We start from the raw sequence: 13,587 nt of genomic DNA, 5'->3' as shown, positions 1-13,587 counted from the left end.
AGGGCCCGGGGCTCAGAACGCGATCGCGACCCCGAAGTGCAGGCGCAGGCTGCGCTCCTGGTGCCCCCAGGCGAGATCGATCGCGAGCGGCCCGGCCGGGCTGCGCCAGCGCGCGCCCACGCCGTAGCCCACGCGCAGGTCGAAGTCCTCGCGACTGTCGGCGGCATCGCCGGCATCGATGAAGACCGCCGTGCCCCACTGCGGCTTGTACCAGTGCACGTATTCCGCGCTGGCGGTGGCGAGGTAGCGTCCGCCGACGGTGGCGTTGCCGTCCTTGACGCCCAGGCTCAGGTAGTCGTAGCCGCGCACCGACTGCGCGCCGCCGGTGCGGAACAGGAAGTCCTGCGGGATCCCGTCGCGGCTGTCGGCCAGGGTGACGCCGGCCTCGCCGCGCAGGATGAACACGTCGCTGCCCCGCACCGGCTGGTAGCGCACGAAACGCGAATACAGGCGCAGGAAGTCCTGTTCGGCAAGTGCGATCTCGGGGCCGCCGCCGATCTGGTACTCGAGCAGATAGCCGTCGGTGGGATCGAGCAGGTCGTTCACCGCGCGCTTGATCCAGGTCCAGTTCGCGGTCAAGGTGTTACTGGTACGCGCCTCGCCGCCCGCCGGCTCGATCTTCTCGTGCTGCAGGCGCAGCGCGAGCTGGGTCTCGATGTCGCCGCGCAGCGTGGTGCGGGTGGCGCCCACCGCCTGGGTATCGACCTGCAGGCCCTCGAGGTCGCTGCTCTCGACGAGCGCGCCGAAGCTGTCGCGATGCCTGCCGCGCGGCGGCAGGAAGACGTCCGCGTACAAGGCCTGGCGGCGCTGCTCCAGGCGCAGCCCGGTGGAGAATTCCCAGCCGCGCTTGCGCAGGTTCGAGTCGCGGTAGCTGAACTCGACGCGCGCCCCGGTGTTGGTCGAATAGCCCGCGCCCACACCGGCGTAGCGCGGCAGCGCCTCGGTCACCTGAACCCGCACCGGCACCGCGGCCGCGAGCGCCGGATCACGCTCGATGTCGACGATCACCGAGCCGAAGTGCGGCGTGTTCTGCAGGTCGGTCTGGAAGGCGAGCAGCTGCTCGCGGTCATAGGGCGAGCCCGGGCGCAGCTGGCTATAGCGCAGCACGAGGTCGGCGGGCAGGTGCTCGAGGCCCTCGACCTCGAGCTCGCCCAGGTAGAAGGCCGGACCGCTGTCGATGCGCACCTTGAGCCGCGCCTGCGCGGTCTCGGGATCGATCTCGGCGCGGCTCTCGGCGATGCGGGCGGCGGCGTAGCGGTGCGCGCTCACCGTGTCGAGCAGCGCGGTCTTGGCGGCGTCCCAGGCGGCCTGGCGGAAAGGCTGGCCCACCGGCAAGCCCCAGCTCGCGCGCAGCAGGTCGAGGTATTCCTTTCCGCCTTCGCCGGACACGGCCAGATCACCGGTGAAGTCGATCTCCACCGCGGCGATCTCGGTGCGCTGCCCGGGCTCCACCGCCAGCACCCAGTTCGCCGGATCCTCGCGGTCGAAGCGGATGCGCGGCGAGAAATAGCCCTCGGTGGCGAGCAGCTCGGCGATCTCGCGCCGCGCGCGCCGCGTCATCGCCACCCGGTCGGCCTGCGCCTCCGGCAGCATCAGGGCGTCGCGCTTGAGCAGGCGGATGTGTTCCTCCAGCACCGGACGCACGGTGTCCGGCGCCTCGAGGCGGACCGTCAGCGCCTGCTGGGCGGCGGCCGGCGCGGCGGCGAGCGTCAGCCCGACCGCCAGCGCGGCACCGAGACAGCGCGTGCGCAACGAGCGCTGGGCCAGCCCCCGCACCGGCCTCAGGCGCCCTTGTGGTAGCCGACCACGCGCTCCACTTCGTTGCGGGAGCCGAGGATCACCGGCACGCGCTGGTGCAGTTGCGTCGGCTGCACGTCGAGGATGCGTTCGCGGCCGGTGGAGGCCGCGCCGCCGGCCTGCTCGACCAGCATCGCCATCGGGTTGGCCTCGTACATCAGGCGCAGCTTGCCGCCCTTGGCGCGGCACTTCTCGTCCATCGGGTACATGAAGACGCCGCCGCGGGTCATGATGCGATGCACGTCGGCGACCATGGAGGCCACCCAGCGCATGTTGTAGTCCTTGCCCAGCGGACCGCTCCTGCCCAGCGTCATCTCGTCGACGTAGCGCTTGACCGGCGGCTCCCAGAAACGCGCGTTGGAAGCGTTGATCGCGAACTCGTGGGTATCGACCGGGATGGTCATGAAGGGCTGGGTGTAGATGAAGCTGCCCATCTCGCGGTCCAGCGTGAAGCCGTGCACGCCGTTGCCGACGGTGATCACGAGCTGGGTAGACGGCCCATACACCGCGTAGCCGGCGGCGACCTGCTCGCGACCCGGCTGCAGGAAGTCGTCCTCGGTCGGCTCGGTATGGTCGGGCGGGTTGCGCAGCACCGAGAAGATGGTGCCGACCGAGATGTTCACGTCGATGTTCGAGGAGCCGTCGAGCGGATCGAACAGCAGCAGGAAACCGCCCTTCGGATAGTCGAAGGGGATCTGGCACACGGTCTCGACCTCTTCCGAGGCCATCGCGGCGAGGTGGCCGCCCCATTCGTTGGCCTGCACCAGGATCTCGTTGGCGATGACGTCGAGCTTCTTCTGCGCCTCGCCCTGCACGTTGTCGGTGCCGGCCTCGCCGAGCACGCCGGCGAGCGCCCCCTTGGAGACGTTGACGCTGATCGCCTTCACCGCGCGCGCGACGACTTCGATCAGCAGGCGCAGCTCGGGGTTGACGCGCCCGGCGCGCTGCTGCTCGATCAGGAACTGGGTTAGGGTGACTCGGCGCATGGGGGACTCCGTGAAAGCGTATGGAACGGACAGGCGCGAATTATCGCGGTTCCACGCCCTCAGCGCACGGACAAAAGCGTATCGCCGCGCACGATTGCCGGCCCCGGCGCGGTTTCTCGGCACCGCGGCTGGGGGTATCATCGACGGCCTTCCCGCAGGTCCCGCCCCTTGCCTCCGCCCACCCTCCTCACGCAACCCCCGCCCATGCACGTGATGGTTCTCGGTGCCGGCCTGTCCGGCGTGACCACGGCCTGGTACCTCCAGCAGGCGGGTTTCCGCGTCAGCCTGGTCGACCGCCAGCCCGAGGCCGCACGCGAGACCAGCTTCGCCAACGGCGGGCAGATCTCGATCAGCCATCCCGAACCCTGGGCCAATCCCGGCGCGCCGCGCCAGATCCTGCGCTGGCTCGGGCGCGACGACGCGCCGCTGATGTTCCGGCCGACCCGCGACCCGGCGCAGTGGCTGTGGGGTGCGCGCTTCCTGCTCGAGTGCCTGCCCGCGCGCGCGCATCGCAACACGCGCGCGGTGGCGGCGCTGGCGACCTGGAGCGGACGGCAGCTGCGCGCGCTGCGCGCACGGCTCGGCCTCGAGTACGACCAGCTCGAGCGCGGCATCCTGCATCTGTTCTACAGCGCGGAAGAGTTCGCCCAGGCGCCGGCGCGCGCGCGCATGCTGGCCGGATTCGGCATCGAGGCGCGGGTGTGCGGGCACGACGAATGCCTGGCGATCGAGCCTGCGCTCGGCGCGGGATCGGCCAGCCTGGCGGGCGGCCTGTACGCGCCGGCAGACGAGTCGGGCGACGCCTGCCGCTTCACCCAGGCGCTCGCCACGCATGTCGCGGCGCAGGGCGCGGCCCTGCACTGGGACACCGAGATCCTGCGCCTGCGCTCCGCGGGCAGTGGCGGCGACATCACCGGCGTCGAGGTGCGCGGCGCGGACGGCGAAGCGCAGATCCTGCACGCCGACGCCTGGGTGGTGTGCCTGGGAAGTCACGGACCGCGCCTGCTGGCGGGCCTGGGTGAGCACCTGCCGATCTATCCGGTCAAGGGCTACTCGATCACCGCGCCGGTCCTCGACCCGGCGCGGGCGCCGAGCGTGAGCCTGACCGACGAGTCGCGCCGCATCGTGTGCTCGCGGCTCGGCTCGCGCCTGCGCATCGCCGGCACGGCCGAGCTCAACGGCTTCGATACGCGGATCCGGCCGGAGCGGATCGCCGGCATCCTGGAATGGGCGGCGAGCCGCTTCCCCGGCGCGATCGACATCGACCGTGCGGAACACTGGGCGGGATTGCGCCCGGCGACGCCGGGCAACGTGCCGCTGATCGGGCGCGGCCGCCACCCCAACCTGTGGCTCAACACCGGCCACGGCACGCTGGGGTGGACGCTGGCCTGCGGTTCGGCCGCGGCGCTGGCGGAGCTGATGTGCGGGCGCCGGCCGCCGGTGGACTTCCCCTTCCTCGGCGCCTGAAGGCGCCGCGCGCCGGCGCCTGCCTCAGGCGGCGTTCGGGGTCGTGGTCGCGCAGCCTTCGTCGGCGCCGCTCAGGGTGGCGCAGGCGCAGCCCGCAGCACGGGTCTCACCTTCGGCCAGGGGCTCGAGTGCGCCCTGCTCGAAGTCGAAACCGATCGACGTCAGGTGAAACGCAAGCGCGGCATCCATTCCGTTCACATGGTTCTCGAACCAGGCCGGCAGCTCCTCGATCAGGCGCCGCCCGAGGAACATGTCGCCTTTCTCGACGCGCTTGCGGATGTCCCGCATCACCGCCAGCACGCGATCGTGCTCGCCACGGTGGCAGCCGGGGAAATCGACCGCCGCCATCCACCCGTTCTCGAGCTCGAAATGCGCCACGGTGTGCTCGAGCAGGCGATCGAACGCGGGCAGGAAGTCTTCCGGCGAGGCCGATGCGACCGCGTTGTAGCAGTCGACGAACTCGCGGTGGGTCTGGTCCATCGGCGCCAGATCGTTCTTGAGCGCATCGTTCCAGGTCAGGCTGGGCATGGGCGATCCTTACTTGACGACCTTGAGGTGGCTGCCGCGCGGCGGCCGCGGCGGCGCAGCGGGCGGCTCCTGCTCGCGCTGCAGCGCGGCGGTGGTCTCGGCCATGTCTTCCACGCCTTCGTCCGCGGGGGCCGCCTCGTCCTCGGCCGCCTCGTCGGTCTCGAGCTCGGGCTCGAAGGCCATGCCCTGGCCGTTCTCGCGGGCGTAGATCGCGATCACGTTGGCGACCGGGATCACCAGCGAATGCGCCACGCCGCCGAAGCGGGCCTGGAAGCTGACGTAGTCGTTGGCCATCTGCAGCTGTCCGGTGGCGTCCGGCGCCAGGTTCAGCACGATCTGGCCGTCGCGCGCATAGCCCGGCGGCACGCGGGTATTCTCATCCACCAGGGTGGCGAGGTAGGGCGTGAAACCCTGGTCCACGCACCATTCCCAGATGGCGCGCATCAGGTAGGGCTTGGTCGAGACTGTGCTCATCGGCTCTCCGGCGGCCGTGCATCGCCCGCAGGGGCGCGGCACGGCCTGGTTGCGGTCGGGCGGATCAGCGCCGCATGACCTTTTCGGACGGGGTCAGCGCGTCGATGAAACCCTGACGGCTGAAGATGCGCTCGGCGTACTTCATCAGCGGCGCGGCGGCCTTGGGCAGCTCGATGCCGTAGTGCTCCAGGCGCCACAGCAGCGGGGCGATGGCGACGTCGAGCATCGAGAACTCCTCGCCGAGCATGTACTTCTGCTTGGTGAACACCGGCGCGAGCTGGGTCAGGTGGTCGCGCACATGGGCGCGGACCTTGTCGACGCCCTTCTGCGCGGCTTCCAGCGCCTCGAGGTGGGTGAACAGCTCCTGCTCGAAGGTGTGCAGCAGCTGGCGGGCCCGCGCACGCATGATCGGGTCGGGCGGCATCAGCTGCGGATGCGGGAAGCGCTCGTCGATGTACTCGTTGATGATGTTGGCCTCGTACAGGACCAGGTCGCGGTCGACGAGGACCGGGACGCGGTTGTACGGGTTGATCACGGCGATGTCTTCGGGCTTGTTGTAGAGATCGACGTCGATGACTTCGAAATCCATGCCCTTCTCGAACAACACGATCCGGCAGCGGTGGCTGAAGGGATCGGTCGTGCCCGAATACAGGTTCATCATGGTGTTGCGACTCCGGAATTCAAAAGCAAAAGCGCACCACGCGGTACCGCGTGGTGCGTCTGGGTCAGTACCGCACTAACCGGCCCTCGGGGCCGTGGCGACTGGGATCAATGAATGTCCTTCCAGTAGTTCTTCTTCAGCGCGTAGCTGAGCACGAACAGGCCGGCGAGGAAGATCAGCACGACGGTGCCGATCGTCTTGCGCTTGTCGGCCACCGGCTCGCCCATCCACACCAGGAAGGAGACCAGGTCGGCGACCGCCTTGTCGTACTCCGCCGGCGACATCACGCCCGGCTTCACCAGCTCGAGCGCGGTCGACGTGGTGCCGTCGGCATTCTGCGTCACCTTGGCGATCTGCTCGCCCTGGAGCTGCCAGAACACGTGCGGCATGGCGACGTTGGCGAAGATCACGTTGTTCCAGCCGGTCGGGCGGGCCGGATCGCGGTAGAACTGGCGCAGGTAGGTGTACAGCCAGTCGGCACCGCTGCCGAACTCGGACGCGCGCTGACGCGCGACCAGGGTCAGGTCGGGGGGCGCGACACCGAACCACACCTTCGACTCCGCCGGACGCATCGCGATCTTCATCAGGTCGCCGACGCGCTCGCCGGTGAACATCAGGTTGTCGCGGATCTCCTGCTCGCCCAGGCCGATGTTCTCGAGCTGGTTGTAACGCATGAAGCTCGCGCTATGGCAGCTCAGGCAGTAGTTCACGAACAGCTTGGCGCCGTGCTGGAGGGCCGCCGGGTCGTTGCTGACCGGCGCCTTGTCCAGGTGCAGCACCGCGCCTGCCGCCATCGCGACCGCCGGCGCGAACAGCAGCACCGCCGCCGCTCGCTTGATCAGGTTGAGTAGACGCATCTTCATTTGAAATTCACCCTTTCCGGTTCGGGTTTGCACTTGTCGAGCTTGCTGTACCAGGGCATCAGCAGGAAGAAGCCGAAATACAGCACCGAGCAGATTTGCGACACCAGCGTACGACCCGGGGTGGGGGGCAGCACGCCCAGGTAGCCGAGGATGAAGAAGCACACCACGAAGATGGCCACGGCGATCTTGAAGATCGGCCCCTTGTAGCGCATCGACTTCACCGGGCTGCGGTCCAGCCAGGGCAGGAAGGCGATGATCACCACCGACGCACCCATCGCCACCACACCCCAGAACTTCGCATCGAGACCGAACAGCGGATAGGTCACCGCGCGCAGGATCGAGTAGAAGGGCGTGAAGTACCAGACCGGCGCGATGTGCGGCGGGGTCTTCAGCGGGTCGGCCGGGATGAAGTTGTTGAACTCGAGGAAGTAGCCGCCGCCTTCGGGCGCGAAGAACACCACCGCGCTGAAGAAGAACAGGAAGGCCACGACGCCGACGATGTCCTTCACCGTGTAGTACGGGTGGAAGGGGATGCCGTCGAGCGGCTTGCCGCTCGCATCCTTCTTCTTCTTGATCTCGACGCCGTCGGGGTTGTTCGAGCCGACTTCGTGCAGCGCGACGATGTGCGCGAGCACCAGGCCGATCAGCACCAGCGGCACGGCGATGACGTGGAAGGAGAAGAAGCGGTTCAGGGTGGCGTCGGAGACGACGAAGTCACCGCGGATCACCAGCGACAGATCCGGACCGATCACCGGGATCGCCGAGAACAGGTTCACGATCACCTGGGCGCCCCAGAACGACATCTGTCCCCACGGCAGCAGGTAGCCCATGAAGGCCTCGGCCATCAGAACCAGGAAGATCAGGGTGCCGAAGATCCAGATCAGCTCGCGCGGCTTGCGGTACGAGCCGTACAGCAGACCACGGAACATGTGCAGGTAGACGACGATGAAGAAGGCCGAGGCACCGGTCGAGTGCAGGTAGCGGATCAGCCAGCCACCCGGCACCTCGCGCATGATGTACTCGACGCTGGCGAAGGCCACCGGCACACCTGAGGCGTTGAGCGAGGCATCCGGCTTGTAGTGCATCACCAGGAAGATGCCGGTGACGATCTGGATGACCAGCACCAGCAGCGCCAGCGAGCCGAAGAAGTACCAGAAGTTGAAGTTCTTCGGCGCGTAGTACTCGGACAGATGCGCCTTCCAGGTGGACGTGAGCGGGAAGCGCTCATCGATCCAGTTGAGAACGGCTTGGGATTTCGTAGTCATCGCTTAGGCCTTCCCGTCTTCGCCAACAAGAATGGTGGTGTCCGCGAGGTACTGGTGCGGCGGAATCTCGAGGTTGTCGGGCGCGGGCATGCTGCTGTACACGCGACCGGCGAGGTCGAAGATCGAGCCGTGACAGGGGCACAGGAAGCCACCGGGCCAGTCCGCGCCCATGCCGCTCTCGGCGCCCATCTTGAACTTCTCGGAAGGCGAGCAGCCCAGGTGGGTGCAGATGCCGACGGCAACGAGGTAATCGGGCTTGATCGAACGATGCTTGTTCTTGGCGTACTCGGGCTGCATCGGCTTGTCGGAAGCCGGATCGCTGACCTTGTCGTCGGTCTTGTCGAGCGAAGCCAGCATCTCGGGGGTACGACGCAGGATCCACACGGGCTTGCCGCGCCATTCCACAGTCATCATCTCGCCCGGCGCGAGCTTGCTCACATCCACTTCCACCGGAGCACCGGCTGCCTTGGCGCGCTCGGACGGCGTCAGGCTGGCAACAAACGGCACCGCGGTCGCCACTGCGGCCACGCCGCCAGCGGCGGACGTCGCCAGCAGCAGGGTGCGGCGGCTGCTGTCCATCTTTTGATCAACGCTCATGACCCTCTTCCCAAAAAGGAAAACGAAAGACCTGGATACAAATAACCGGGCGATTATATCGAAGACGCCGCAGCAGAGAAAGCGCAAACCGCGCATCTCCAGCAGGAACAAGGCTTTCCGCACGAAAACCGGCATCGCTGGCGGGTAATCGGGGCGTCGCTTTTCTGCAACGCAACATCCGATTTCAGACCGATCGCCGCTCCACCAGGGCCTGGGCGATCGTCCCGGTATCGGTGTGTTCCAGCTCGCCGCCGACCGGCACGCCGCGCGACAGCCGGCTCACCTTGACCCCGCGCGCGGACAGCAGCGTGGCCACGGTGTGGGCGGTGGCCTCGCCCTCGTTGGTGAAGTTGGTGGCGAGGATGACCTCGCGCACGCCCTCCTCGGTGGCGCGCGCGATCAGCCTGTCGAACCGCAGCTCGCGCGGGCCGATGCCGTCGAGCGGCGACAGCCGGCCCATCAGCACGTAGTACAGGCCGTTGTAGGACTGCGTCTGCTCGATCATCGCCAGGTCGGCCGGCATCTCCACCACGCACAGCAGCGCGGGGTCGCGGCGCGGATTGGCGCAGCGCGGGCACACCGCCTCCTCGGCGAAGGTGTTGCAGCGCTCGCAGTGGCGCAGCACCTCGAGCGCATGCAGCAGCGCATGGCCGAGCCGCGCCGCGCCGCGCTGGTCGCGCTGCAGCAGGTGGTAGGCCATGCGCTGGGCGGACTTCGGCCCCACCCCGGGCAGGCAGCGCAGGGCCTCGATCAGCTCGTCGAGGCTGGAAGGCGACATCTTCGGCGCGCGCTCAGAACGGCAGCTTCATGCCCGGCGGCAGATTCAGGCCGGCGGTGACGCTGGCCATCTTCTCCTGGGTGGCGGTCTCGACCTTGCGCACCGCGTCGTTGAGCGCGGCGGCGACCAGATCCTCCAGCATCTCCTTGTCGTCCATCACCGACTCGTCGATCGACACCCGACGCACGTCGTACTTGCAGGTCATCAGCACCTTGACCATGCCCGCGCCGGACTGGCCCTCGACCTCGACCGAGGCGAGCTGGTCCTGCATCTTCTTCATGTTTTCCTGCATCTGCTGGGCCTGCTTCATCAGGCCGGCGATACCGCCTTTCATCATGGTGATTTCTCCACTGGATCAATTGATTGGGCAAGGGGGACACACGGTTCGGCGCGCCGCCGTGCCAATGGCGGCGAGGCGCGCGCCGCGTGCTTACAAGGGCTTCACCGTGCTCTCGACGAGAGTGGCGTCGAAGCGTTCGATCAGTTCGCGCACGAAGGGATCGGCCTCCAGCGCCGCCACCGCATCGGCGTGGCGCGCCCGGCGCTCGATGGCGTCGCGCTGCGCCGGGGTCTCGCCGGCGATGTCGCCGATCTCGATGCGCAGCTTCAGCGGCCGGCCGAGCGCCACGGAAAGCTGGTCCTGGATGCGCTCGGCCGCGCCGCGGTTCATGTCGAGCAGGTGGCGGTGGGTGGTCGACAGGCGCAGGTGCAGGCCCTCGTCGCCACACTCGACCCACTCGCAGTGCTGGGCGAGTTCGCGCACCAGCCCGCCGAGTCCGAGCGCGCGGATCAGGCCGCGCCAGTCGCCGAGCGCCAGCAGGGCCTCGGCATCGCCGCTCGGGCCGGTAGCCGGCGGGGCCGCGGGCGTGACGACGGGGACGGAGCCTGGGCCGGGGCCGCCGTCCGCTACACGGCTGGCGCCCCGCCCGTCGGGGCGGCGGGCTGCCTGGGAATCCGCCGCGACGGACGTGCGCGGCGCAGGTGCGGAGCGGGGGCGCGACGCGACGTCCTCGTCCGCCATCGGCATGCGCTCGGCGCGGGCGGGGCGGCCATCGTCGTCGGCATAGGCCTCGGCGGGTAGATCCTCCCAGGGCGGGACGTCTTGCTCGACCGTCGCGGCGGCCGGCGCCGCATTCGCGGGCACGCCCGCTCCCACGGAAACCGTGGCCGGTGCGTCACCGCGGTGGCGCAGCGGCACCGCCGGGTTCGCGGGCGCGCCCGCTCCCACAGGGGCAACAGCCGATGCGGAAGGCGGAGCGGGGGTCGCAGGCGAGCCCGCGCCCGCGGCAGGCGCGGGCGATGCGGAAGGGGGCGCTGAAACGGTCGGCGGCGCCGATGCCTGCGGGGCAGCCGGCCCCGCCGCAGCACCGCGCGCCGTGGGCACGGGTTTGCCCGCGACTGCGCCCGGCCCGCCACCGATCTCCCGCGCCTGCCCCGCCGGGCCCGGCTGCACGCCCGGCCCGCCGAGCGCCGCCGGCTGCTCGGGCCGGAAGGCATGCAGGCGCAGCAGCGTCATCGTGAACCCGGTGTACTCGTCGGGGGCCAGCGGCAGTTCGTCGCGGCCGTGGATCGCGATCTGGTAGGCGAGCTGCAGGAACTCCGCGTCGAAGCGCTCCACGTACGCCAGGACGCGCGCGCGCTCGACCTCGTCGCCGATCGCCTCGGGCGCGTACTGCGCGAGCGCGATCCGGTGCAGCAGGGTCGCCAGCGCCTGCAGCGCGGCGTCGAAGGACAGGCTGCGCGCCTCCATGCCGTCGGCCACCGCGAGCAGCGCCGCCACGTCGCCGGCGGCGAGCGCATCCAGCACCGCATACAGGTGATCGTCACCCACCGTGCCCAGCATGTGCGTGACCTGCTCCTCCTCGACCTTGCCCGCGCCATGCGCGATCGCCTGGTCGAGCAGCGACAGCGCGTCGCGCATCGAGCCCGCCGCCGCCTTGGCCAGGTGGCGCAGCGCGCCGGGCTCGAAGGGCACGGCCTCGGCCTGCAGGATGCGGGTCAGGTGATCGACGATGTGGCCCTGCGGCATCTGCTTGAGGTTGAACTGCAGGCAGCGCGACAGCACCGTCACCGGAATCTTCTGCGGGTCGGTGGTGGCGAGGATGAATTTCACATGCTCGGGCGGCTCCTCGAGGGTCTTCAGCATGGCGTTGAAGGCGTGCCCGGTGAGCATGTGCACTTCGTCGATCATGTAGACCTTGTAGCGCCCCTGCACCGGCGCATACACCGCCTTGTCGAGCAGGGCCGCCATGTCGTCCACGCCGCGGTTGGAGGCCGCGTCCATCTCGACGTAGTCGGGAAAGCGGTCGGCGTCGATCGCGCGGCAGGCGTCGCACACGCCACAGGGCTCGGGCGTGATGCCGGTCTCGCAGTTCAGGGCCTTGGCCAGGATGCGGCTGATCGTGGTCTTGCCCACGCCGCGCGTGCCGGTGAACAGCCAGGCGTGATGCAGCCGCCCGGTGGCGAGCGCGTGCGTCAGCGCACGCACGACGTGCTCCTGACCGACCAGCGTGCCGAAGGACTTCGGCCGCCACTTGCGTGCGAGGACCTGATAGCTCATGGCGGGCGATTCTAGCAGAGCGGCAGCGCGCGGCCGGGCCCGATCGCCAGCGTGGGCGGCCCGGATCATGAAGGCTGCCAATGACCGGCATGGCCTCGATCGATTGGATCGATCCACACCTGCGACCTATCCTGAGCATGTCGGGCAGGGTGCTCTGCCCGCGCTGAAGGAGCCGAGCATGAACCCGAACGCAAGAGACTTCGACGCCCTCTTCGACCTCCTGTGCGAGGTGTGGGCCGAGTACGCCGAAAGCCACTGAGTCCCCGGAGCGGCCGATGGCGAACCTGCCGCCCGCGCCGGAACCTCGCGCTGCGCTGCGCCCCCATGCGCCGCGCGAAGGCGCTCACCACGAGGACGCCCGCCCCAGCCTGCGCCCGCGTCTGCGACCGCTGCCGCCCGCGTCGCGCGACGACCCTTCGCTGCGCGCGATGGCCGCGCTGCTGGCCGAGGCGGACGTCGGCATCGACGGTGCCCGGCCGTGGGACATGGTCATCCACCACCCGCAAACCGCCGATCGCATCCTCGCGCGCGGCAGTCTCGGCCTGGGCGAGAGCTACGTGGACGGCTGGTGGGATTGCGCGCGGCTGGACGAATTCATCGCCCGCGTGCTGCGCGCCCGCCTCGACGAGAAGGTCGGCGGCACCGCGCTGCTGGTGCAGGGCCTGCGTGCGCGCCTCTTCAACCTGCAGAACCTGCGCCGCAGCTGGCAGGTCGGCGAAGCGCACTACGACCTCGGCAACGACTTCTTCGAGTCCATGCTCGGGCCGTCGATGGCCTACACCTGCGGCTACTGGGCCGCGGCCGACACCCTGGACGACGCGCAGGCCGCCAAGCTCGACCTCGTGTGCCGCAAGCTGGGGCTGGAACCGGGGATGCGCCTGCTCGACATCGGCTGCGGCTGGGGCAGCCTGATGAAGTTCGCCGCCCAGCGTTACGGCGTCGACTGCGTCGGCCTCACCATCTCGCGCGCGCAGGCCGAATACGGCCAGGCGCGCTGCACCGGCCTGCCGGTGCGCTTCCGCCTGCAGGACTATCGCCAGTTCAACGACGACGGCGGCGAGCGCTTCGACCGCATCGCCTCGCTCGGCATGTTCGAACACGTCGGCGCCAAGAACCACCGCGCCTTCTTCGCGATGGCGCGGCGCAGTCTCGAGGACGACGGCCTGTTCCTGCTCCACACCATCGGCAAGAACCTGCGCCGCACGCCTACCGACCCATGGATCGAGCGCTACATCTTCCCCAACGGCGACCTGCCCGCGCTCGGCCAGATCGCCGACGCCTGCGAAGACGACTTCGTCATCGAGGACGTACACAACTTCGGCGCAGACTACGACCGCACGCTGATGGCCTGGCACGCCAGGTTCGAGGCCGCCTGGCCGCACTTCGCCGAGCGCTACGGCGAGCGTTTCCGGCGCATGTGGCGCTACTACCTGCTCGCCTGCGCCGGCACCTTCCGCGCGCGCACCAACCAGCTGTGGCAGATCGTGCTGTCGCCCGGCGGCGTCGCAAGCGGCTACCGCCGTCCGGCCTGAGCGCCCGCACCTGCGCCTCGGCGGAGTCGGACGCCCGATCCTTGCGCGCCGCCCTGCCGCACCGTGATCGACTTCCGTT

The 13,587-nt window shown here is 69.3% G+C and carries 14 protein-coding genes; 3 read left to right on the top strand and 11 right to left on the bottom strand.

Translation table 11 applies throughout. The annotated features are described in order from the left end of the window. Positions 1-12: 12 nt before the first annotated feature. Together CKCBHOJB_RS05125 and CKCBHOJB_RS05120 are read right to left on the bottom strand one after the other, a co-directional pair. Complete coding sequence (locus tag CKCBHOJB_RS05125) at positions 13-1,752, bottom strand: autotransporter assembly complex family protein (protein ID WP_281050940.1); 1,740 nt, start codon at positions 1,750-1,752, stop codon at positions 13-15. 29 nt (positions 1,753-1,781) lie between these two features. Next, positions 1,782-2,783, bottom strand: a complete 1,002-nt coding sequence (locus tag CKCBHOJB_RS05120; protein WP_281050939.1) for a class 1 fructose-bisphosphatase — start codon at positions 2,781-2,783, stop codon at positions 1,782-1,784. A 204-nt stretch (positions 2,784-2,987) separates the two neighbouring features. On the opposite strand from CKCBHOJB_RS05120, the gene CKCBHOJB_RS05115 reads away from it, so the two are divergent. Continuing rightward, positions 2,988-4,250, top strand: coding sequence for a D-amino acid dehydrogenase (locus tag CKCBHOJB_RS05115; protein WP_281050938.1), 1,263 nt, complete (start codon positions 2,988-2,990; stop codon positions 4,248-4,250). Between the two features lie 24 nt (positions 4,251-4,274). On the opposite strand, the gene CKCBHOJB_RS05110 is transcribed toward CKCBHOJB_RS05115, so the two are convergent. The 9 genes from CKCBHOJB_RS05110 to dnaX all read right to left on the bottom strand — a co-directional run bounded on the left by CKCBHOJB_RS05110 (position 4,275) and on the right by dnaX (position 11,976). Then, entirely contained in the window at positions 4,275-4,778 is a 504-nt protein-coding gene (locus tag CKCBHOJB_RS05110; RefSeq protein WP_281050937.1) for a bacteriohemerythrin, read from the bottom strand. A gap of 9 nt (positions 4,779-4,787) precedes the next feature. Next, positions 4,788-5,252 carry a ClpXP protease specificity-enhancing factor gene (locus CKCBHOJB_RS05105; protein ID WP_281050935.1) on the bottom strand — a complete coding sequence of 155 codons (465 nt, stop codon included), beginning with the start codon at positions 5,250-5,252 and terminating at the stop codon, positions 4,788-4,790. A gap of 64 nt (positions 5,253-5,316) precedes the next feature. After that, the gene (locus CKCBHOJB_RS05100; RefSeq protein WP_004325185.1) at positions 5,317-5,913 is read right to left on the bottom strand and encodes a glutathione S-transferase N-terminal domain-containing protein; all 597 of its coding nucleotides are present in this window, start codon (positions 5,911-5,913) and stop codon (positions 5,317-5,319) included. 107 nt (positions 5,914-6,020) lie between these two features. After that, positions 6,021-6,776, bottom strand: a complete 756-nt coding sequence (locus CKCBHOJB_RS05095) for a cytochrome c1 (protein ID WP_281050934.1) — start codon at positions 6,774-6,776, stop codon at positions 6,021-6,023. Further along, the gene (locus CKCBHOJB_RS05090) at positions 6,773-8,041 is read right to left on the bottom strand and encodes a cytochrome bc complex cytochrome b subunit (protein WP_281050933.1); all 1,269 of its coding nucleotides are present in this window, start codon (positions 8,039-8,041) and stop codon (positions 6,773-6,775) included. The genes CKCBHOJB_RS05095 and CKCBHOJB_RS05090 overlap by 4 nt, the downstream gene beginning before the upstream one ends. 3 nt (positions 8,042-8,044) lie before the next feature. Next, on the bottom strand, positions 8,045-8,638 hold the full coding sequence (gene petA / locus CKCBHOJB_RS05085; protein WP_281050932.1) for a ubiquinol-cytochrome c reductase iron-sulfur subunit: 594 nt from the start codon (positions 8,636-8,638) through the stop codon (positions 8,045-8,047). A 184-nt stretch (positions 8,639-8,822) separates the two neighbouring features. Continuing rightward, the gene (recR, locus tag CKCBHOJB_RS05080) at positions 8,823-9,416 is read right to left on the bottom strand and encodes a recombination mediator RecR (protein ID WP_281050931.1); all 594 of its coding nucleotides are present in this window, start codon (positions 9,414-9,416) and stop codon (positions 8,823-8,825) included. Positions 9,417-9,429: 13 nt separating this feature from the next. After that, on the bottom strand, positions 9,430-9,753 hold the full coding sequence (locus CKCBHOJB_RS05075; RefSeq protein WP_281050930.1) for a YbaB/EbfC family nucleoid-associated protein: 324 nt from the start codon (positions 9,751-9,753) through the stop codon (positions 9,430-9,432). 93 nt (positions 9,754-9,846) lie between these two features. Further along, a complete protein-coding gene (gene dnaX, locus CKCBHOJB_RS05070; protein ID WP_281050929.1) occupies positions 9,847-11,976 on the bottom strand; it encodes a DNA polymerase III subunit gamma/tau in 2,130 nt (709 codons plus the stop codon). Between the two features lie 67 nt (positions 11,977-12,043). Here dnaX and CKCBHOJB_RS05065 point away from each other — a divergent pair, with 67 nt between their 5' ends. Further along, positions 12,044-12,235 carry a hypothetical protein gene (locus CKCBHOJB_RS05065; protein WP_281050928.1) on the top strand — a complete coding sequence of 64 codons (192 nt, stop codon included), beginning with the start codon at positions 12,044-12,046 and terminating at the stop codon, positions 12,233-12,235. A gap of 16 nt (positions 12,236-12,251) precedes the next feature. Further along, positions 12,252-13,508 carry a cyclopropane fatty acyl phospholipid synthase gene (cfa, locus tag CKCBHOJB_RS05060; RefSeq protein WP_281050927.1) on the top strand — a complete coding sequence of 419 codons (1,257 nt, stop codon included), beginning with the start codon at positions 12,252-12,254 and terminating at the stop codon, positions 13,506-13,508. The last annotated feature ends 79 nt before the right edge of the window (positions 13,509-13,587 follow it).

It is taken from the genome of Thauera sp. GDN1 (assembly GCF_029223545.1).
In the GTDB taxonomy this organism is placed as follows: Bacteria; Pseudomonadota; Gammaproteobacteria; order Burkholderiales; family Rhodocyclaceae; genus Thauera.
Note: the sequence above shows the minus strand (reverse complement) of the source record. Positions and strands in the feature narration are given on the sequence as shown.

Excerpts from the sequence above, each read along its gene's own strand:
- CKCBHOJB_RS05120 (WP_281050939.1), bottom strand. The coding sequence starts at position 2,783 with ATGCGCCGAGTCACCCTAACCCAGTTCCTGATCGAGCAGCAGCGCGCC.
- CKCBHOJB_RS05115 (WP_281050938.1), top strand. The coding sequence starts at position 2,988 with ATGCACGTGATGGTTCTCGGTGCCGGCCTGTCCGGCGTGACCACGGCC.
- CKCBHOJB_RS05110 (WP_281050937.1), bottom strand. The coding sequence starts at position 4,778 with ATGCCCAGCCTGACCTGGAACGATGCGCTCAAGAACGATCTGGCGCCG.
- CKCBHOJB_RS05105 (WP_281050935.1), bottom strand. The coding sequence starts at position 5,252 with ATGAGCACAGTCTCGACCAAGCCCTACCTGATGCGCGCCATCTGGGAA.
- CKCBHOJB_RS05100 (WP_004325185.1), bottom strand. The coding sequence starts at position 5,913 with ATGATGAACCTGTATTCGGGCACGACCGATCCCTTCAGCCACCGCTGC.
- CKCBHOJB_RS05095 (WP_281050934.1), bottom strand. The coding sequence starts at position 6,776 with ATGAAGATGCGTCTACTCAACCTGATCAAGCGAGCGGCGGCGGTGCTG.
- CKCBHOJB_RS05090 (WP_281050933.1), bottom strand. The coding sequence starts at position 8,041 with ATGACTACGAAATCCCAAGCCGTTCTCAACTGGATCGATGAGCGCTTC.
- petA (WP_281050932.1), bottom strand. The coding sequence starts at position 8,638 with ATGAGCGTTGATCAAAAGATGGACAGCAGCCGCCGCACCCTGCTGCTG.
- recR (WP_281050931.1), bottom strand. The coding sequence starts at position 9,416 with ATGTCGCCTTCCAGCCTCGACGAGCTGATCGAGGCCCTGCGCTGCCTG.
- CKCBHOJB_RS05075 (WP_281050930.1), bottom strand. The coding sequence starts at position 9,753 with ATGATGAAAGGCGGTATCGCCGGCCTGATGAAGCAGGCCCAGCAGATG.
- dnaX (WP_281050929.1), bottom strand. The coding sequence starts at position 11,976 with ATGAGCTATCAGGTCCTCGCACGCAAGTGGCGGCCGAAGTCCTTCGGC.
- CKCBHOJB_RS05065 (WP_281050928.1), top strand. The coding sequence starts at position 12,044 with ATGAAGGCTGCCAATGACCGGCATGGCCTCGATCGATTGGATCGATCC.
- cfa (WP_281050927.1), top strand. The coding sequence starts at position 12,252 with ATGGCGAACCTGCCGCCCGCGCCGGAACCTCGCGCTGCGCTGCGCCCC.